Annotated in this window: 14 protein-coding genes and 7 pseudogenes; 9 read left to right on the forward strand and 12 right to left on the reverse strand. The window is 58.4% G+C overall.

Annotated elements, in window-relative coordinates:
• Nucleotides 1–172 precede the first annotated feature (172 nt).
• Nucleotides 173–1,273 (reverse strand): ABC transporter substrate-binding protein, encoded by a 1,101-nt coding sequence (locus tag NMG46_RS21670; protein WP_254819572.1) that lies wholly within the window; start codon nucleotides 1,271–1,273, stop codon nucleotides 173–175.
• A 506-nt stretch (nucleotides 1,274–1,779) separates the two neighbouring features.
• On the opposite strand from NMG46_RS21670, the gene NMG46_RS21675 reads away from it, so the two are divergent.
• Complete coding sequence (locus tag NMG46_RS21675) at nucleotides 1,780–2,151, forward strand: site-specific integrase (protein ID WP_254819573.1); 372 nt, start codon at nucleotides 1,780–1,782, stop codon at nucleotides 2,149–2,151.
• A gap of 98 nt (nucleotides 2,152–2,249) precedes the next feature.
• On the opposite strand, the gene NMG46_RS21680 is transcribed toward NMG46_RS21675, so the two are convergent.
• Nucleotides 2,250–2,483 (reverse strand): hypothetical protein, encoded by a 234-nt coding sequence (locus NMG46_RS21680; protein ID WP_254819574.1) that lies wholly within the window; start codon nucleotides 2,481–2,483, stop codon nucleotides 2,250–2,252.
• Nucleotides 2,484–2,766: 283 nt separating this feature from the next.
• Here NMG46_RS21680 and NMG46_RS29975 point away from each other — a divergent pair.
• From NMG46_RS29975 to NMG46_RS21695, 3 genes and pseudogenes are all read left to right on the forward strand, one after another.
• Nucleotides 2,767–2,982, forward strand: a pseudogene (locus tag NMG46_RS29975) (tyrosine-type recombinase/integrase); the annotation flags it as partial.
• 146 nt (nucleotides 2,983–3,128) lie between these two features.
• Nucleotides 3,129–3,317, forward strand: a complete 189-nt coding sequence (locus NMG46_RS29980) for a hypothetical protein (RefSeq protein WP_254819606.1) — start codon at nucleotides 3,129–3,131, stop codon at nucleotides 3,315–3,317.
• Nucleotides 3,314–3,994: a tyrosine-type recombinase/integrase gene (locus tag NMG46_RS21695; RefSeq protein WP_254819575.1), complete on the forward strand. Its 681-nt coding sequence runs from the start codon at nucleotides 3,314–3,316 to the stop codon at nucleotides 3,992–3,994. Before NMG46_RS29980 ends, NMG46_RS21695 begins: the two co-directional genes overlap by 4 nt.
• On the opposite strand, the pseudogene NMG46_RS21700 reads toward NMG46_RS21695, so the two are convergent.
• Nucleotides 3,908–4,858, reverse strand: a pseudogene (locus tag NMG46_RS21700) (IS110 family transposase); the annotation flags it as partial. The gene NMG46_RS21695 and the pseudogene NMG46_RS21700 sit on opposite strands and share 87 nt — an antisense overlap.
• 246 nt (nucleotides 4,859–5,104) lie before the next feature.
• On the opposite strand from NMG46_RS21700, the pseudogene NMG46_RS21705 reads away from it, so the two are divergent.
• Nucleotides 5,105–5,395: pseudogene (locus NMG46_RS21705) on the forward strand (transposase); the annotation flags it as partial.
• Between the two features lie 310 nt (nucleotides 5,396–5,705).
• On the opposite strand, the gene NMG46_RS21710 reads toward NMG46_RS21705, so the two are convergent.
• The 3 genes and pseudogenes from NMG46_RS21710 to istA all read right to left on the reverse strand — a co-directional run bounded on the left by NMG46_RS21710 (nucleotide 5,706) and on the right by istA (nucleotide 9,061).
• The gene (locus NMG46_RS21710) at nucleotides 5,706–6,701 is read right to left on the reverse strand and encodes a succinylglutamate desuccinylase/aspartoacylase family protein (RefSeq protein WP_254819576.1); all 996 of its coding nucleotides are present in this window, start codon (nucleotides 6,699–6,701) and stop codon (nucleotides 5,706–5,708) included.
• A gap of 369 nt (nucleotides 6,702–7,070) precedes the next feature.
• Nucleotides 7,071–7,570, reverse strand: a pseudogene (locus NMG46_RS21715) (ATP-binding protein); the annotation flags it as partial.
• Nucleotides 7,503–9,061: pseudogene (gene istA, locus NMG46_RS21720) on the reverse strand (IS21 family transposase). The pseudogenes istA and NMG46_RS21715, both read right to left, overlap by 68 nt.
• 114 nt (nucleotides 9,062–9,175) lie before the next feature.
• Between istA and NMG46_RS21725 the strand changes: the two are divergent.
• Nucleotides 9,176–9,583, forward strand: a pseudogene (locus NMG46_RS21725) (ATP-binding protein); the annotation flags it as partial.
• A 386-nt stretch (nucleotides 9,584–9,969) separates the two neighbouring features.
• Here NMG46_RS21725 and NMG46_RS21730 read toward each other — a convergent pair.
• Nucleotides 9,970–10,518, reverse strand: coding sequence for a cupin domain-containing protein (locus NMG46_RS21730; protein WP_254819577.1), 549 nt, complete (start codon nucleotides 10,516–10,518; stop codon nucleotides 9,970–9,972).
• 167 nt (nucleotides 10,519–10,685) lie between these two features.
• Between NMG46_RS21730 and hisD the strand changes: the two genes are divergently transcribed.
• The 3 genes and pseudogenes from hisD to NMG46_RS29985 all read left to right on the forward strand — a co-directional run.
• Entirely contained in the window at nucleotides 10,686–11,987 is a 1,302-nt protein-coding gene (gene hisD, locus NMG46_RS21735) for a histidinol dehydrogenase (protein ID WP_254819578.1), read from the forward strand.
• 216 nt (nucleotides 11,988–12,203) lie between these two features.
• Complete coding sequence (locus NMG46_RS21740) at nucleotides 12,204–13,691, forward strand: M81 family metallopeptidase (RefSeq protein WP_254819579.1); 1,488 nt, start codon at nucleotides 12,204–12,206, stop codon at nucleotides 13,689–13,691.
• A 225-nt stretch (nucleotides 13,692–13,916) separates the two neighbouring features.
• Nucleotides 13,917–14,000 (forward strand): annotated as a pseudogene (locus NMG46_RS29985) (CoA transferase); the annotation flags it as partial.
• A gap of 112 nt (nucleotides 14,001–14,112) precedes the next feature.
• Here NMG46_RS29985 and NMG46_RS21745 read toward each other — a convergent pair.
• The 5 genes from NMG46_RS21745 to NMG46_RS21765 form a co-directional block, all read right to left on the reverse strand.
• Nucleotides 14,113–15,552, reverse strand: a complete 1,440-nt coding sequence (locus tag NMG46_RS21745; RefSeq protein ID WP_254819580.1) for an amidase — start codon at nucleotides 15,550–15,552, stop codon at nucleotides 14,113–14,115.
• Between the two features lie 209 nt (nucleotides 15,553–15,761).
• The gene (locus NMG46_RS21750; RefSeq protein WP_254819581.1) at nucleotides 15,762–16,781 is read right to left on the reverse strand and encodes an ABC transporter ATP-binding protein; all 1,020 of its coding nucleotides are present in this window, start codon (nucleotides 16,779–16,781) and stop codon (nucleotides 15,762–15,764) included.
• A complete protein-coding gene (locus NMG46_RS21755) occupies nucleotides 16,774–17,781 on the reverse strand; it encodes an ABC transporter ATP-binding protein (RefSeq protein ID WP_254819582.1) in 1,008 nt (335 codons plus the stop codon). The genes NMG46_RS21750 and NMG46_RS21755 overlap by 8 nt, the downstream gene beginning before the upstream one ends.
• Nucleotides 17,778–18,710, reverse strand: a complete 933-nt coding sequence (locus NMG46_RS21760) for an ABC transporter permease (protein ID WP_254819583.1) — start codon at nucleotides 18,708–18,710, stop codon at nucleotides 17,778–17,780. Before NMG46_RS21760 ends, NMG46_RS21755 begins: the two co-directional genes overlap by 4 nt.
• The gene (locus NMG46_RS21765; protein WP_254819584.1) at nucleotides 18,710–19,681 is read right to left on the reverse strand and encodes an ABC transporter permease; all 972 of its coding nucleotides are present in this window, start codon (nucleotides 19,679–19,681) and stop codon (nucleotides 18,710–18,712) included. Before NMG46_RS21765 ends, NMG46_RS21760 begins: the two co-directional genes overlap by 1 nt.
• Nucleotides 19,682–19,703: the final 22 nt, after the last annotated feature.

Consider the following 19,703-nt stretch of genomic DNA (forward strand, 5'->3'; position numbering starts at 1 on the left):
TGGCTTGTTGCCCGAGCGTCATGCTCGGCAAGCGCGTTACTGTCATATGCGGTCACTATTGATGCTCCAGAACAACCAGGTTGCGCGACCGACCGGTATTTCGGTGCGATCGAGGTGTGCCGGCGTGCCGGCTTACTCTCACGCATAGAATTCAAACGGCGTCCACCAGTGACTAGATGACCCATTCATTCCAGCGCTCTTGCAGCCGTTCAATGTTAGTCTTGCCGCCCGATCCCACCTCAGTGTACCACTGCGTATCCATTACAATGCTGTTTGCCAGGAGTTTAGGATGGCTAGGAAGTTTAAGGCCTACCTCCTCCGGTAACAGTTTGAAGGCGTTGCGGTTGATCGGGCCGTAGGGCACGAGCTTGGCAAAGGCGGCCTGCCGGTCGGCGCGGGTGGCGAATTCGATGAATTTTTGCGCGTTCTGCACATTCGGACTACCCTTAGGGATCACCCAGTAGTCGTTGGTCAGCTTTGACTGATTCCGATTGATCTTGAGAGGCGCGCCTTGGTCGATCAACAGAATTGCCCGCCCGTCATAGCAATTCCCGATGTCCACAGCCTTATCGTGGAACAGCTGTTGGCCCTCGGACCCACTCGTCCACCACTTGCGGATATGTGGTTTAATCTTATCCAGGCTGGCGAAAACTCGGTCGATGTCCATCGGATAGATTTTATCCGCGGCCACGCCGTCCGCGAGCAAGGCCTCCTCCCAAGGGCCTTCCTCTCCCCCTTGGCCGGTTTCTAAAGTACGAACTCCAGGGAACTTTTCGACGTCCCAGAAATCGGCCCAAGAGGTGGGCTGCGGTCCCGTAGGAGGAAATTTTTCAGTACTGTAGACCATCGGTATCCCATAGACAAGACCGGCCACGCCGAAAGGCTTTTTCGCAAAGTCCAGAATAGCATCCAACTCGTCCTTCTTGAATATGGAGTAGTCTATCTGCTCTAGGAGGCTTTTTAAATTAGCAGTATGAGCTAGTGCTGAACTTGCTCCAACTACGTCAACTGTGGTGTTGTTGGAAGTTACCATCAGTTCAATCTGGGGCAGAGTGACATCATCAGGGATTGCGGTTACCTTGATCCCGGTCTCCGCTTCGAACGGTTTCACATAAGCTTCGACGTTCGCCTTCCCCACATCGCCGCCGTAGACCGAGACTCGCAGCTCGTTCGAAGGCTGCGCTAGAGCGCGGCCGGCTCCGCAAGACATCGCGCCTAGCGCGATAGCGGATGTCGACTGGATGAAACGTCTGCGGTTTATCGAAATGTTCATTATATCCTCCCATTAGCGCCTTATGACCAGAACATCGATTGCGGGGCGGCCGCCGTCAAATGCAGTTTGCATATAGTCGTCATCTAGAAGCGAGATGAAAGCCTGATTGCGCCAATCTGTTCGTCAGTTCTCCTGTGACAGTGATAAACGCTTACGCCCGTGAGCGTGACGCCCGCTTTTCCCACGCCCAAGGACCAGGGCTTCTTCCTCAGCTCTCGTGGCAACCGCCTCTCAGCGACCGGCCTACAAAACGGTTTTGCCTAGGTCCGCAAGCTCGCCTGCCTTGATGGCGGTAGGCCCTTAAGGCCGCACGATCTCAGGCACCGGTTCGCCGTGACCCGCCTCAGCTTCTGGCATCAACAGCGTGCAGACGTTCAGGCGCTGCTCCCGTTGCTCGCCACATATCTCGGCCACGCCAGCTACAGCGATACAGCTTACTACCTCACTGGTTCGGCGGATCTTCTCGCCATTGCGGCGGACCGCGCTTTCCTCGATGGAGGTGCAGCATGAGCGAACATCTGCTCCTGACGCCGCTCCTGGACTCCTACTTTCGCCGGCGCTTGACCAAGCAGCGCAACGCCACTCCCGCGACTGTCGCGAGCTATCGCGACGCCTTGCGCATGCTGATCCTCTTTGCCGCCGCCAGGTTGCGGAAGAGGCCGGCGGCGTTGGTGCTCGAAGATCTCGATCGAGACCTCGTTCTCGCCTTTCTCGACGAACTCGAGGAGAAGCGGAACAACACCGTCGCCTCGCGCAATGCCCGACTAGCTGCGATACGATCTTTCTTCCGCCATGTGGCAGCGGCCGACCCGGCGTCCTTTGGTGTCGCGCAACGCGTGCTGACGATACCCACAAAACGGGCGCACATTGAGGCGTAAAGCGCGCCGTTGAAAGGGTAGGTGGCGGTCGAGGGCAATTACGCGGGCGCGCTTCCGGCCCACCGATGCCGTTCTGCAACTGCTGAACAGCATCTAAGCTAAAAATTATGTGGCGGAGGATGCCAGATTTGGGCAAGACCCCGGCTGGCATGAGGACGGCTCCGCCACAAAATCTCACCCGATGCATAAAAACGGTTAGGTGTCCCGCCTTCGAGTCCGTTGCGCATCATCTCGACATCCGCGGCGGCACAGCGGTGGGTGGTGGCGACCTGTGCGTGCCCGAGCCAGGCTTGAATCGTCAAAAGATCCACGCCGGACTGGAGAAGCTTCATGGCGAGGGAGTGCCGCCTATGTCGACCAAGACATAGTCGGCACTATGTACCCCGCCCGACAATGTCGGGTAGCTAGAGTTCTGCCCACGATCCCAAGGGTTTATGCGATAACATGTAGAGATAGTTTCTAGCCCTTCCGGCAATCCAGCTTGGAAAGGGAGCAAGCAATGAAGTGTTTCATCAATGGTGATTTGGCGTTGTCGCGGCCACCAGAGGGCATCCAGCGCCTGTTGTCCGCAGCGCTTGAGATGCCGTGCCGGTATACTCGCTGCAAGCTCAGGCCATGGACATATTATTGCCTGTTCGGATTGCTGAGCGTTTCCGGCCTGCGCTCGGCGAAGCCCGTAACCTCAAACTTTCGGACATCGATTTCGATGCCGCTGTGCTGACGATCCGCGATACGAAGTTCGGAAAGTCCCGTCTTGTGCCGATGCACGCATCAACGTGCGCAGTGCTCCAGGATTATCTCAAACGCCGCCGACAGCATTGTGCAGCCCAGGCGGCGTCTCCTTATTTGTTCACTTCCCAGCTGGGTAACCGCCTTGATGTGGCGACATTCATCGAACATTCTATACTCTGTCTCGCCAGATCGGCCTGCGAAGCGCAACCGACAGCCACGGCCCGCGCCTGCATGACATGCGGCATGTGTTCGCGACGAACACACTGGTGCGTTGGTACGAAGCCGAGCAAGATCCTGAGCGGCTCCTGCCCATTTTGTCCACCTATCTCGGTCATGTCCACGTGGCCGATACCCAATGGTACCTCACCGGTTCACCCGAGCTGATGAAAGAAGCAATGCGCCGCCTTGAGCGTCGCTGGGAGGATCGGACATGACCAAGCATGCCAGCCTGGCGCCACTTTCAGCGGCAGGCAAGCCCCATACAATCAGTTCCTATCGCGACACATTTCGGCAGTTGCTGAAGTTCGCTGCACGAACACTGCATAAGCCGCCGTCGCGCTTGAGCTTCGCGGAAGTCGATGCGCCGTTGATCGTTGCCTTCCTTGATGACCTGGAGAACCATCAGGGTATCAGCGTACGCAGCCGCAACCTGCGCCTCACGGCGATTCATTCCTTCTTTCGCTACGCGGCCTTCGAGGCACCCGAGCAGTCCGCCCAAATCCAACGCGTGCTTGCAATCCATAGTAAGCGGTTCACTCGAACCCTCGTTAGTTTCCTGACCCGCCCTGAGGTCGATGCCTTGCTGGCCGCACCGGATCGATCGACCTGGTCCGGGCGACGTGATCACGCGTTCCTGCTGGTCGCCGTGCAGACCGGATTGCGGCTATCGGAGATCACTGGTCTCAAGCGCGACGATCTGTTCTTCGGCACGGGCGCCCACCTGCGCGTCATTGGCAAAGGGCGCAAGGAACGCTGCACCCCGTTCGCCAAGTCTACGACCGCAGTCTTGAGAAGCTGGCTGAAAGAGCCTCAGCGCGGTGGCGACGGCCGCGATATGCTTCCCGCGACGCGAGGCGATCCGCTTGTAGAAGGCGCGCAGAGGACCCGGTGAGCGGGCAGCCGCCCATGCCGCTTCGACCAGCATTCCCCGTACGTGCCCTCGGCCCTGCTTCGTTATACGTCCATGATAGGCCGGTCCCTCACCGGACTGCCGCACGCTGGGATTGAGGCCAAGACAGGCGACAAGCCTCTGTGGATCGCTGAAGCGACGAATGTCGCCGATTGCCGCGGCAACGCTCGCAGCCACGGTGACGTCGAGCCCGGGCAACGTCATTAGGCGGCGGATTGTCGGGTCCTGGAGGGCATGCACCGCGATATCCGCCTCGACCACCGTCAACGCCTCGTTGACCTGGTTAATCAAGCCGAGGTGGCGCTCGATGGCGGCGCGCTCATCGGCAGGCAATATTTGCCTCGCCAGCCATTTGCGCCCGCTGATCCCGACGAGGTTCCCATGCGGACACGGCGGGATCAGGTGGGCGGGGAGGATTGACTGGATCAGGTTCTTCAGCCGCGAACGCTGGCGAACCAGCTGTGTGCGCCTGGTGACCTGTCTTCGAAGCGCAAGCGTCTCAGGGTCTGGGGCCCAGACCTCCGGCAGAAAGCCCGAAGCATAAAGCTTCGCAAGGACAGTGGCGTCGATCATATCGGTCTTCACCTTCGCGTGCGCGATCATGTGCACCTGCTTGGGATTGGCGATCACGATCCGATCCACATACGGCGACAGCACTTCAGCGACGGCCGCGGCATTGCCGGTCGCCTCGACCACTACATGATCATCGTGGGTGAGTTCCTTCCTGGCGAACTCCTCGAGCTTATCGCGCAGCATTTGAACGCGGCCGAGCTTGACGATCTCGCCATCAAGCAACGACACGACCTCGGCGGCTACGCGGTGTATGTCCATGCCGATAATACGCACGGTTCCCTCCAACGTTGGTCACGAACAGGGAGCCCAGCGGGCAACACGACAAATACGGATCCGCGCTCGCAGCGCATCCGGGCGAGTCGTAGGGGCGGCCAGATAATGTGCGCTAACTCGCAGTTCATCTGCATACGACGGCCTGCCCGCACTTGCGTGCTCCCGGTGCCCCGTGGCCCGGATGCGCCAAGCTTAACGAAACCTGACGACCGAACAAACGATGGCACCGAGAACAACATGCCGGATAATGGCTTCATCGAGAGCTTCAAACGGCCGACTGCGCGATGAACTGCTCAACGAGACGCTGTTCACCTCGCTGGCTCAGGCGCGCGTAGCCATCGCCCTGTGGCACGCCGACTACAACACCGCGCGGCCGCACTCCCAACTCGCCTGGCAGACACCGGCCGAGTTCGCTACCACCTTCAATCCGCGACGGTCGCTCGCGCTGTGCTATGCCAAAGGCTCCGCGCAAGCGCCGTCGCTTCACCCGCCCAGCAGGGCACAACCCACGCCGGAAACGAACTCAAAACTGGATAGAAACTGGGGGCAACGTCACCGCGAAAATTCAGGATGGCTATTCAATAGCATCGATGATCTGGTCACCGAGTAGAGCCTCTAGCGGATGGGCGGCGCTTTAATGGCCCTGACCTCCGGCGTTAAGTCTGACGAGGACTACGCTAATCTCCTGTCGGAGACGGTTCCCCGGCGGCGTGCGTTACCAACGACGGGTATAACCGCTATCTTTGAGGCATCCGCGATAGCCGTACCGCACCTCTATCATAAGGCGTCCGGCATATCGTCACATTTTTCCCCTTGATCCCCAATAGCGGTCGATGCCCTTCTGATTTCAGAGTTTGAGCGGCCTCGAAAGGATCGCTACCGCTTCATTGACGTCCACATGGATTCCGGATTTTACAGCGCAAACAATCGATGTGGTGGGCGCGCAAATGTCAATGGACTCAGCTGACAGAGACTCCATCGAATGCAGAATGCCGATGATATTTCCCTGCTTCACTTCCTCCAACACCGAACAGCGAGGTTCGAAGATGCCCCGCGCGGGCGATTTCAGCTCGTCAGACAAGAGCGTTTCAAGCGTCTGGCTGGACTTCTGTTGACAAAAGACCGGATACTCGGCTTTTCCCTCGACGAGTCCAAGCGCGATGATGGCGTTGCGTACGCCAGCTTCATAGATTGCCAGAGCCTCGGAGTCGACCGTCCCGCCGCCGAATTCAGCACAAACGAATACCTTGCCTTGGCTATGTGCCCACGTATCGAACATCCCATGTGTGTCGTCGTGTTCCCAGAGCAATGTCACGGGTAATTTGAATGCCTCTGCCATTTGCAGCGTCTTGGCCATGAGATCGGCATCAGCGATAGGGTGCGTCACGCTTGCCGGTGGAAAATCCCACGTTGGTCCGAAGCTGTGCAGATCAAACACCGTGTCGGCCATGGGGAGTAGCAGGCGGGAAACCGCATCCGCGATTCGTTCGGTTACCGAACCGTCGGCGCGGCCCGGAAATACGCGATTGAGATTCAACTCGTCGAGCGGAGTATTGCGGCTCCATGCCTGCACGGCAGGTGGGTTGAGCACTGGTACGATGATGACCTTTCCACAGGTTTGCGCTTCTGGCAGCCAATCAACAAGCCGTCGCGCGACAATTGGCCCTTCCAATTCATTGCCATGACATCCGCCAGTGATGAGAAGGCGCGGTCCCTCCCCTTTATTGAGGCTAAAAACTGGAAGCGAAAGAGCTTCGCAGTCGGCGCCTTTGGGGACAACAAGATGCCCGGTGCTCACGCCAGATGTGTTGAGATCGAACGTAAGGTGTGGTGCTTCGCTCATTGGTCTGAATCCATATTGTACGGAATTGCTTCACTACTCGTCGGCATAGTGCGACCCGGCGCGGAAAGTACGACGACAGTCGGCAAGCTACATGTGTTTGGTCGGGAGCCGCGGACGCTTGCCCTCCGGGGGCTGCGGCTGGTCGCACGCCACCGAGGCCTGCGCCTACGGTTTAACAAATAAGCTCATCGTCTCCTCCACCTTGCGATTAAGGCTTTAATAGAGGGCGCGTCAAATTCAGTATGTGTATTGAAGTCATCTGGTTTTAAGATAGACGCAGGCCGGCATAAACCTGAAATTTCGCCCGGGTTAGCACCGGATTCGGCGTGGACTTCGTCCATGTCAGCGGCATGACTTGCATGAGGCCCATTGCTCGAACACGACGAAGTCGAGCCGGGTGAGGTAATCGGCGATCCGGCCCTGCTTTCCGCTGCGATGCTCGGTATCGAGGCGATTAACGAGGTCGACGACGTTGAAGAAGCGGCCGCGCGAGCCGTTTCGGATCAGGGTCCGGGCAATGGCGATCGCCAGATGTGACTTACCGGTTCCGGTTCCGCCGATCAGGACGGCGTTGCGCTGGTCGGCGACAAAGGCGCCATTGGCGAGGTCGCGGATCAGGGCCTCATTGACCGGGTGCCGTCGAAGTCGAACTCCTCGATGTCCTTGGCGAGCGGCAGCTTGGCGATCGTGAGCTGGTATTTGATGGAGCGCGCCTGCTTCTCGGCGATCTCGGCCGACAGCAGGTCGCCGACGATCTTCGGCGGCTCGTGCTGGCGTTTGATCCCTGTCGCCATGACCTCGTCATAGGCGCTGCGCACGCCGTAGAGCTTCAGCGTCCCCATCAGATCCAGAACCTGGGTGCGTTCCATCAGCTTGCCCTCCTGAGGCTGTCGTGGCGGGCGCAGTCGGCAATCGGCTCATGAGCCAGGCCAAGAGCGTCCGGGGTGAGAATGGTGACGGCCGGCGCCGGATCGCGCCGGCAGGATGTTGATGATGACAGCGGCCGAGCAAACGCCGTGAGCGCGCTTCCTGGCAGGCGGCTTCCACGGCATCGACGCCGTCGGTCAGCACCGCAGCCAGAACCGTCACCATCTGGCGGTCACCATCATCCACAGCCTTCAGCCTGCGCCGCACGCGGTCCATTGCCGAGGGCAGAACCCAGCCCTGGAAGGGAGCGCCGTTACGCAGCGCACCAGGCTTGCGGGCCAAGACCGGGACGTAATGCCAGGGGTCGTAGATCGCCTCGCCGCGCCCGAAGCAGCGGACATGCTCGGCGACGACGACATCGTCCTGGCGGATGATGATCTTGTCAGCATAGGCGTGGATCTCGACGGGGCGCCCGACGGTAGTCGAGAGCACCGAGTATTTGTTGTTGTCGAAACGAACGGTGCAGGTTTTGGACACCGAAGCCGGCACCGCGTGGAATCCGTCGAAGGGACCGCGATATTCCACCAGCTTGCCGCGCTCTTCCTCGAACACGTTCCAGATCGTGCGCTCCGGCTGGTCAACGGAGCGGTGCGCCTTGGTGTAGGCGACACATTTGTTGAGCAGCTAGGCGTTGAGTTCCTCATAAGAGCTGAACCGCAGCCGCGGTGTGAAGAAGCGCTCGCGCACAAGCCCAACCTGGTTCTCGACCTGGCCCTTCTCCCAGCCAGACGCCGGCGTGCAGGCGACGGGCTGAACGAGAAAGTGGCTGCACATCTGCAGGAAGCGGCGATTGTATTGCCGATCCTTGCCGACGAACACCGTCTCCACCGCTGTCTTCATGTTATCGTAGATGCCAAGCGTGCAGGCGCCGCCGAAGAAGGCGAAGGCCCGATCGTGGGCGTCGAACACCATCTCCTGCGTCTCGCGCGGATAGGCCCTGACGAACATCAACCGGCTGTGGCAGAGCCGGACATGAGCGACCTTCACAGTCACCGTCACGCTGTGATCAGAACGATCTCGTGGCTGTAGTCGAACTGGTAGGCCTCTCCCGGCGGGAAGAACAGCGGCACATAAGCTTCCGCCGTCGCCGACCCCTGCGCCTTCGCCCAGTTCTTCACGTAGCGGCGGACTGCATCGTAGCTGCCATCGTAGCCGAGCCCGCGAAGCTCTTCGTAAATCCGGATCGGCGTCAGTCGCTCGCGGGCGGCTTTGCCGTGGTTCGCCACAAGAAGGCGGTCGAGGTCCGCCTTCCAAAGGCCGATCTTGGGCATCGGCTGATGTTCGCGCTCGTAACGGAACTCGGTCGCGTCCGAGCGCAGCACCTTGCGCACCACCTTCCGCGAGATCCGCAGCTCGCGACAGATCTCCTTGACCGACTTCCCCTGGACCAGCGACAGCCGGCGTATCTTCGCAATCGTCTCCACAACCAACATCCAAAACAAATGCCTCCGATGAAACCGGAGGCAGTCTGAAGCCCCTGCGTCACAGGGGTCCTTTTTGGATGCCGACCCCTGAAACAGGGTCCTTATTCCACGCCTAAACTAGCTGCCAACATTCTGTTGTTTGGCCCGTCCGGCAGCCTGAAAGAGCCATCTCGCCGGGGCTTTGATCGAGAGCGGCTGGCGCGTGCTGTTCACCCGCACGACCGATCTCGTCTTCAGGTCGCAAGGCTGTGCTCCTGCTCGAATACGCTATCGCGAAGGTCAACAAGGTCGACCTGCTCATCCTCGACGACCTGGCTTACGTCACCAAGGACCAGGCCGAAACGAGCGTGCTCTTCGAACTCATCTGTGCAAGACATGAGCGGCGCTTCATCGTTGATCACAGCCAATCAGCCCTTGGAGAATTGAAACAGGGTCTTTCGGGACCCCGCCATGATCCTTGTCGCGGTCGATCGGCTTGTTCATCACGCAACTATCTTCCAGATGAATGTCGAAAGCTACCGGCGCAGATCTGAATCAGGCGTGGCAGCACACGAAGTCCGGCCCGGACGCCGCTGTTCACCTCTGCCCTCTTGACCCATTTGTCGAGCGTCTGCGCCGTGCAGCCGGTATTGGCCGACGATAATCGCCGCCCCAACGAGACGGCTGTGACCCACTCGTGATTCACCATCCGAACCACGGCCCCTGAAACCAAATTTGATCTCGTATTGCTCATGATGGCTCCTACTTCTCAAGAGTTGGAGCTCCCCGCACGGTTCAGAGCTGATAATTATCGGGTTGTTGAGCATCAGGCGGAGGTTCCACAACTCTGTCTCCCCGTTAAGGCCGAGGTATGAGGGCACATGTCAAGAGGATACAAACTCCGAAATCATAATCCCGAGACAACATGTCTGCGGGCCTCAGTAAGTCGGCGGCGTAATGGCGCTCAGAATTTCGCTCTGACCACCATTTACGTTCCGAAACCGATGGGGCAGCCGGCTGTCAAAATAATAGCCGTCACCCGTCTCCAGAATCTTCATTTGATCGCCAACTGTGACTTCTACGGTTCCAGACAAGACCATTCCTGCTTCTTGTGCTGAGTGGGAGAATTCCTCACCGCTGTCGGCGCCTGGTGCATACCGCTCATGCAGCATCAGGAGGTGACGGTTCGGATGATCCAAGCCGATGACACGGTACGAAATTGATTCAACCTTTCCAATCTCGAGGAAGTCCGCTGATGCGTAGAAGGGCGAATATGGAAGGCTCGACTGCAAGTCAGCGAAGAAGCTTGGCAGCGTGGTACCCAGGGCATCAAGAACGGCACCAAGCGTATTGACCGATGGGCTCATCCGGTCGCGCTCAATAAGAGAGATGGCCGAATGAGAAATCCCTGAACGAGCGGCCAGTTCTCTAACGCCCAGACCACGTCGACGGCGCAGCTCACGTAGTTTGCTCCCAATCTTCGGCATATGGCGGTTCCACAACGTTGTTAATCGACTAACGCCCACTCACCAAGAGAGAGCATGAGACATGAAGGCGTTATGGTGATTATAGTAGACAGATGCCTACCAAGCAATTGCCAGACGACAACGGCTGCAGCAAACTTGTGTCGATCATCCCAAGTCAGGAGTTTTTGATGACGTCGGATTATGCTGCTTTGAAACGAAAAATTTTTCAGATTAAGGCACCCAGCCGGGACGCTATCTCAGATACCGCCTCGGTCGAACAAACCGTAAAGGACATCATTGCGAATGTCCGCGAGCGCGGCGATGCAGCGGTTCGCGAATACTCAGTCGCTTTCGACAAGGCGGATGTCGCAATCTTCGAGGTCAGCCAGGACGAGAAGCTACGGGTTGTGGCAGATCTCGATCCTCAAACCCGCCAAGACACCGAGTTCGCCATCAACAATGTTCGTCGCTTCGCCGAGGCGCAGTTGGGAACCATTCTGCCGCTCGAGATCGAAAGCCTTCCCGGAGTTCACCTAGGTCACCGAGTTATCCCGATTAAGACCGTTGGCTGTTATGTCCCAGGTGGACGATACCCGCTTCTATCCGCACCTGTAATGACAATTGTACCGGCTAAGGTTGCAGGCTGTGACCAGGTTATCGCATGTCTTCCCCCGAACGCCCATCCCGCCATGATCGCTGGTTGCCACCTTGCAGGTGCAGACCGGATCTTCCGCGTTGGAGGAGCGCAGGCCATCGCCGCCATGGCATACGGTACCGAGATGATTCCGGCAGTTGACAAGATCGTCGGTCCGGGCAACGCATTCGTCAACGAGGCGAAGCGTCAGGTTTTTGGCCAGGTCGGCATCGACCAACTTGCCGGTCCAAGCGAAATCTTCATCGTGGCTGATGAGACCGCAAATGCAGCAATGATCGCGACTGACCTACTCGCCCAAGCCGAACATGACATCCGCACCCGCGTTGGCGTGGTAACGACCGACCATCAGCTTGCCGAAGAGGTGCTTAAGCAAGTTGAGAAGCAGTTAGAAGATCTCTCGACGGCCCCGGTCGCAAGCGTAGCGTGGAAAGACTACGGTGAGATCACGGTTGTGGAAGACGAAGATACCATGATTGCTTACGCGGATTATATTGCGTCGGAGCATCTCCAGGTCCACACCCGCGATCCTCACTCTACTGCCAAAAAGCTTCGCAATTACGGCTCACTGTTCATTGGCGAACTGGCCAGCGTTGTCTACTCGGATAAGTGCAGCGGCACGAACCACACCCTACCAACGATGGCTGCGGGTCGTTACACTGGCGGACTCTGGGTCGGTTCTTACGTGAAGATTGCCACCCACCAGTGGTTAGACGAATGTGGTGTCGCGGCAGTAGGTCCAGCAGCTGTTCGCCAAAGCGCCACGGAAATGCTCGAAGGTCATCGTCGCGCTGCCGCGCTGCGTCTCAGCTCCAAGCAACTTGCAGCAGTGATCTGATCTGGCAGACAAACTTCATCTCACGCCGCGGCTAGGCCGAGACCACAGATTCAAAGCACGAAAATTCTGGCGACGCACGAGTGCGTTTGCTCGAACGACGCTAGGTAGGATAGAGCGGCCCGAAGCTCTGGCGTGGTGAGACAGACCAGTTCGTTGTTGGAATTTTCGCTGGTCTGAGCAGGTGTTGGCGTTCAAACAAAGACCAACGAGGGAAAAATGTCGCAGAGACGAGTGTTATCCGGAGGGATTACGCAGGAATCGCATAGCTTTAACCCGATCCTCACACGCCGTGATCGGTTCACGATTGTCTCTGGACAACACGCCGTAGAAAGCAATCGGGGCACAAACTCGATATTTGGTGGCGTTGTCGACTCCGCCAAGGAGGCCGATGTCGAACTGATCGTCCCCACTTTATTCCGCGCGGAAAGTGGTGGACCCGTCGAGGATAAGGTCTTCTCGGAGGTTTGTGACGCAATGCTTCATGCCGCAAAACGAGGGGACTTCGATGCGGTGGTTCTGCCACTCCACGGGGGCATGCTTACTGAGACGCTATCCGATCCGGAAGGAGTTCTCTTCGAGCGTCTGCGTGAAGTTGTTGGCAAGGACGTTCCGATAACGGCTGCTTTTGACCTCCACGCCTACGTCAAAGAGAGCACGCTGAGGCCCTTGGACTTCTTGGCCGGCTATCTCACCAATCCTCACGAAGACCAGGCTGCAACTGCCAAGAGGGCCTTCCACGCTGCAATTGCCATGCTTGACGGAAGGTTGGATCCTGTCCTTGCCGCGACATTCCTGCCGATGTTGACCTTGGGAAACGATACAACATTAGATGGTCCACTGGTTGATATACACGAATATGCGAGAACAGCCATCGATAGCGGCCAAGCTTATGACGTCTCAATTTTCAATGCACAGCAATTTCTCGATGTACCCCATCTAGGACAAGTGGTGCTCGCTTATGGCAATGGAGATCTGGAGGAACCCCGAAAGGTCGCCAACGAAGTGATGCATATGCTTTGGGACAACCGCGATCTGCTGATCGGAAAGTATCCGGACCTCGGAAAGGAACTAAAAGGCATCGACGATTCTAATCGAACGATTATCCTCGGCGATCAGGGTGACCGCGTCGCCGCAGGCGGCCCCGGAGACAGCACTTACATACTCAACTACTTGCTTGATAGCCGCATTGATGCTGAAACATATTTTCCGATCTTCGACCCCACGGCCGTCGCAGAATGCGAGCGCGTTGGCGTTGGTGGTGAAATCACCCTGACGTTTGGTGGAAATTATTCGACCCACAGCCCAAAGATCACAGCAGAGGGAGTTGTCATTAACCTCGGGCAGGCGGCTCCGGTCGTTTACGATGGGCCTTGTGATGCTGGTACAAAGACATCGATCGAAAGATTTGCCATCTTCAGGATGAACAATATTAGCGTGTTGCTGACAAACCAACCGTACGCCTTTATCGATCCGGATTACTTTCGGGCAGTTGGATTGCCGCCCGAAAAGGCAAAGATCATAGTGACACGCTCTGGCTACCATTATGCATTAAATTTTGCATCCACCGGTCGCTGCGTTACCGTCGACACGCCCGGCATGACTTCTTACTTCGTGAACCAGTTCACCTGGAACAAGGCGCGACCATTCTATCCGATTGATAACATCGGTTACGCACCACGCCAATTCTCCCGGCGCCGCCACTAAACCGAAATTGGGACCCGATGCGTAAGGCAAGATACGAGGGGTTTACTGCTGTCACTTGTCAATATCGATCTCGCAGACTTTGGCCCGGGAAGAGCGACGCGTATCGGAGTTGAGCACATGAGCTGATTCGTCATCCGCAGCAGCGAAGCTCGTGTCGTCGTGCTACACGTGCTACACGAGCTTCGCTGCGGCGGGTCGCTCTGGCCCCGCTGCGATCGGCTATAGAACCGGGGCAAGCACTCAGTTTGTCTGGATCTGAGATCGGAGGCGGATCGCGCCGTCCTCGACACGTTCATTGCCCGTGCAGACGGAATCCGCCACGCCAAATCGCGAAGTTCCGGTCGCACTCATACCTGAAGGCCCCCGCGAGAAAATATGCCCGGCCAGAAGATCAATTGACACGAGTCGGCACAAAAAGGATCTATAATTCAGAAGCGCCAGCAAATACGGGTGGCCGTCGCGCTGCCCAAGGAATCGCGTCCTCCAGATCGCGAGCGATACGAACAAGGGTTGCCTCATCACCGAAGCGCCCAACGATCTGAATTCCGATGGGCAGCCCGTCGGTGCTTTGCGCTAACGGCAGTGATACTGAGGGCTGCCCTGTAATGTTGAATACTTGTAAATGTGAATAAAGCCCGGCATATGTTATCGTGAAGTCTTCGGCCGAGGTGGTCGGATTAGTCGTATTATGAATGCCACCGAGTGGAAAAGCCACGTTTGGCATAGTCGGGGTCACAACTACATCGAAAGAATGTAGCGCTTCGCCTACTTGAAACCTCATTTTCCGGAGAGCCTCCTGCACTTCGCGAGAATAGGATAGCGGTAAATTCTTGCCATATTCATTTAGCTTAAGAGTGACTGGTTCAACGGTATCGGCATTGAGGCTGCGGCCCATGGCTCGAGCTGAGACTTCGAGCGAACCACTGCTAAGGCTCGTCAATCCAAACCATATGTTCAGAGCGTCCTCGAACACATAGGGTGCGTCGATGTCGATAACGGTGTGTCCCATTTCTTCTAAAAGGCGAGCCGTGAAGTCGACCGCATCCATGACATCTGGTTCGATGTCAACCGGACTCCAACTGGTCCTCGCAACGCCGACCCGCATAACACCCGTCCGCTGGGATAATTCACTTACATATGGGCGAGCAGGCTGGACAATGATAAACGGATCGCCAGGATGCGGGCCGCTGAACACATCCAGAGCCGCCGCCATGTCGCGAACGGAGCGGCACAATACGAAGTTGCGGACCGCGCCGAGGCCGCTGTCCTGATGGTCCGGGCCGCCGGAGACCCGGCCGCGTGAAGGGTTCAGACCGACGAGGCTACAAAAGGAGGCGGGCTCGCGGATCGAGCCTCCGCCGTCGCTGCCGCTAGCGATCGGGACGATACCCGCTGCGACAGCGGCCGCGGACCCCGACGACGAACCGCCCGACGTTCGGTCGAGATCCCACGGGTTGCGGGTGACCCCACACAACGCGGACTCGCTACTCCCGATCCCCAGTTCTGGGGTGGTGGTGCGGCCGAGGACACGCAGGCCCGCCGCCCGCGCGCGCTGAATGAAGTAGCTGTCGACAGTCGGCCGATAGCCAACGAAGAGCCGACTTCCGCACTCCTTAATCCGGCCAGCCTCTGAAGGATCTAGGTCCTTGCGCAGGAACGGCACGCCGGCAAATGGCCCCGTGCCTGAACCAGACACAGACTCAGCGTCGTCATAGAACTCAACCACGGCGTTGATGATCGGGTTGATGTGGTCGTGAGCATCACGCGCCAATTGGACAAGTTCGACGGCGCTTATCTCGCGACTGTTTACCAGCTCCGCGAGTCCCGTTGCGTCGTAGCTGGCATATTCAAGCAGTTTCATGCATTGTTCCCCTTGTCAGTTCACCTTCGAACTTTCGCCAAGCCGGCCTCATGCCCACACGATGCGCTTGAGCTGCGTCTACAGAATCACGCTGCTTGCCGTGCTCGAATGCCGAAGTTTCCGGCCTCGATGTCATCTTAGATCTGTTCACCTTTTCGACGAATCGCCCCACCAACTCTCGCCGCCGCCAATCGCAATGATACGCTTCATCAGGTCGAACACGGCCTCTCATCCGCGAGCCAGCAGGCAGCCAGGTGCTTTGGTCCGACCTCGATGGCTGGTGGTTCCTCTTGCCGGCAGCGGTCAAGGGCCACCGGGCAACGCGGATGGAAACGACAGCCCTTCGGCACGCGGGCGGCGCTTGGAACCTCGCCTTGCAGGGCCGGCAACTCGGCGCGACCTGCATTGGCACCAATCTGTGGCGTGGCGTTACGCAAGGCGACGGTATAGGGATGGCGGGGGTTGAATGTGATCTCGTCGGCGCTGCCGATCTCGACCAATTTTCCAAGATACAAGACGGCAATTCTGTCGGCGATCAACCAGGCAACGGGCAAATCATGGGTGATGAAAAGCAGGGCCATATTGTGCTTCTTGCGCAACTCAACCAGGACCTGAAGAATTTGTGCGCGTATTGAGACATCGAGCATCGACACAGGTTCGTCGGCGACGATGAGCTGCGGCTTCACGGCAAGCGCTCCGGCAATCACGACCCGCTGGCGCTGCCCGCCAGACAGTTCATGTGGGAAGCGGGCGAAGAAATCGCCGGGAGGATTGAGGCCGGCGGATGCAAGCGCTTCGCTCACCCGATCGGCGAGTTGAGTTGCGTTGTCGACCAGCCGTAAAGACCGCAGCGGCTCCGCCACGATATCGAACACGGTGTGTCGCGGATTGAGCGCCTGATAGGCGTCCTGGAAAATCATCTGCACGCGGTGTCGGTAAGGCCGCAGGGCCGACAAGCCTTGAACAGAGGTCATGTCACGGCCTTCGAACAACATTTTGCCGCCTGTTGGCTGAGCAAGCTTGGTGATAAGGCGGCCCACCGTCGTCTTGCCACTTCCCGATTCCCCGACCAGGGCGACGATCTCGCCCCGTCCGATGTTGAGGTTGATCCCGTCCACCGCGCGCACCGCGCCGGCAGGTCTGCCGAGGACACGGTCGAACAGCCCGCCCTGGATAGGGAAATGGACCTGCAGGCTCTCGAGGCGCAGGATATCGGCGGTGTCAGGCATGAGCTGCGACCCTGTCTTTTTGGGAGAACCGGTGAAGGTGACAGGCGACGTGTCCCTGCCCGAACTTATCGAGGCTGGGGACTTCGGTCGCGCAAACCGCCATCGCGGACGGGCAACGCGGATGGAAGGCGCAGCCCGAGGGGCGATTCACCAGGTTGGGGGGATCACCGGGGATCGGCCGGATCATCTTTTTGCCACTCGCCGGGTTCGGGATCGATTCGATCAGCAGTCGGGTGTAGGGATGTTTGGGCTGGGCGAAGATCTCGGCGACAGTGCCATCCTCGACGATGCGGCCGGAATACATGATCATCACCCGATCACAAGCTTCGGCCACCACAGAAAGATCGTGGGTGATCAAGATCAGGGCAAGATTGAGCTGCGATCGCAACTCGCCCAGCAGCTTGAGGATCTGAGCCTGCGTAATGACGTCGAGCGCCGTGGTCGGCTCATCGCCGATGACGATCGAGGGCCGGCATGCGAGCGCCATGGCAATCATCACTCTTTGACGCATGCCGCCCGACAATTCGTGTGGATAGGCCGCGCCGCGATCCGCCGGAATGCCCACGAGCTCGAGCAGTTCTCTTGCGCGCGCGGTCGCCTCGCTACGTGACATTCGGAGCTTCAGCATGCATGGCTCGGCAATCTGCTTGAGGATGCGGTGAACGGGATTAAGCGCATTCATCGCGCCCTGGAAGACAACAGACGTTTCGCTCCAGCGATGTGGCCGCATCGCTGCATCGTCGTCGATTGGCAGTCGGTTGCCGCGATAGCGCACCTCGCCGCTGCTGACCCGCGCGTTGGGCGATAGCAGACCCGCAATCGCCATGGCGGTCGTGGTCTTGCCACTGCCCGATTCTCCAACGAGGCCAACGGCCTCTCCGGCCCGGAGCGCGAAGCTCACACAGTCAATCGCACGCGATGAAACGCCCTTGAGCCCATAGTCGACAGCGAGCTCGTCGACTTCCAAAAGCGGTGTCTTGTCCTGGGAGGGGTTGGTCATGGGATTACCCGCCGCCGTGGATTGAACGTGTCGTCGAGTGCATTGCCAATCAGGACGAAGCTAAGCGACACCGTGAGTACGCATACTCCGGGAGCGCCGAGATACCACCAGGCTCCTGCACTGGCTGCACCTGCGCGCTGAGCGAGCGACAGCAAAGTGCCCCAAGAAGGCTGCAACGGATCGCCAAGCCCAAGGAATGAAAGCGACGTCTCGACATAGATTGCGCCGGCGACGACCAGGGCGCCGTTGGCTGCGATTTGCGGCACGAGATTGGGGAGAATGTGCCGCGCCATGATGCTCAAATTACTGCTGCCCACCACCCGCGCACGATCGATAAATGTTCGCTCCTTAAGCGACAGGGTCTGGCTGCGAACGATACGTGCCACGAACGCCCAGCTTGTCATGCCGATAACGACAAGGATCACAAAAAGAGAAGGACGGAAGCCGAGGATTTCTTGGCCCCGCCCGATCACCTCGACAACCACGGGTGTGATGACAAGCGCCAGCACGAAGGACGGCATAACAAAAAAGAAGTCCGTCAAGCGCATCAGCCAGACGTCAAGCCTGCCACCATAGTAGCCCGCGGTCATTCCGACCGTGGTGCCGACGATGAGGCTGATCAGGGTCGCCAGCAGCGCGATCGTGAGCGAGATTCGGGCACCATGGACGACGAGATTGAGCACGTCCCGCCCCACCTCGTCCGTCCCCAGCAGATGATCGCCTGATGGGGGCGCGAGGAAATCGCCGGTTGCATTGATTGCCGTCTGAAGCGGCCCCACCAGGATGTTGGGCAACGCTGCCATAACAAGAAAGAATACCAGACATATGAGGCCAAGCTGAGCCCCGCCATAACCAAGAAATTGCCGCAAAAAGTTTTTGATCGCTCGCGTCCGACCTGGATGGGGATATTTAGCAATACTCTCGCTCATTACCGAACTCTCGGATCGAGAAGGCCATACGCAAGATCGGCTATGAGGTTCGCCACAACGATCGACGCACCGAGCAACAGGAATATGCCTTGAAGGACAGGATAGTCCCGCGCGTTGAGCGCTTCGACCGTGAGGCCACCGATGCCCGGCCAGGCGAAAACGGCTTCGACGGTGATGGCACCCGCCACCACGTAGCCAAGATTGAGGGTAATCAAGGTAACCACCGGCAGCATTGCATTGCGAAGTGCATGACGCATCAGCATCTGTCCGCCCGTAAGTCCCTTGGCCCGTGCCGTCACCATGTAGTCCTCGGTAACGACGTCGCTCATCGCAGCACGTGCGACCACAACGTATTGGCCGATAAGTCCAAGAGCCACCGCGGTGACCGGAAGCGCGAGATGCCCCAAGTAGTCAAGCAACCAATCAAGCGAACTCGTAATCGCGCCGGGCGAATGTGCACCATAACCCGGAAGCCAGCCTAATGCCGTGCTGAAGATCACCACCAGGATCATGCCGAGCCAGAAAGCCGGCGTAGAATAGAGCGCTAGAGAGGCTCCCGTCGCGATATGGTCGCCGGCTCCTCCTCTGCGCCAACCCGCATATAGGCCAAGCATGACACCGCATAGGATGGCTATTAATTGGGCTAGACCGACCAGGACAATGGTGGCTGGTAACCGCTCCAAAATCAGGTCAGCAACATGCCTCCCCCTGAATTTGAAGCTATAGCCGAAATCGCCCTGGAGAGTCGCCGACAAGTAGTCGACCATCTGGTCCGGAAACAGCGGCCGATCGAGGCCCCAGTTCTGGCGCTGCGCCGCCATCTGCTCGGCGGTCACGCTGGTGCGCGCCCCGCTGAGCAGAAGCGATGCAGGGTCGCCAGGAATGACCCGGAACAGGACGAAGTTTAGAACCGCCACCATCAAGAGGGTTATGATGGCCCTGATGAGGATGCTCCCGATGCGCCGACTCATCTGGCCACTCTTTCCATGATCA

The sequence above is a fragment of the Mesorhizobium sp. LMG 17147 genome (genome assembly GCF_024297145.1).
Taxonomy (GTDB): Bacteria; Pseudomonadota; Alphaproteobacteria; order Rhizobiales; family Rhizobiaceae; genus Mesorhizobium.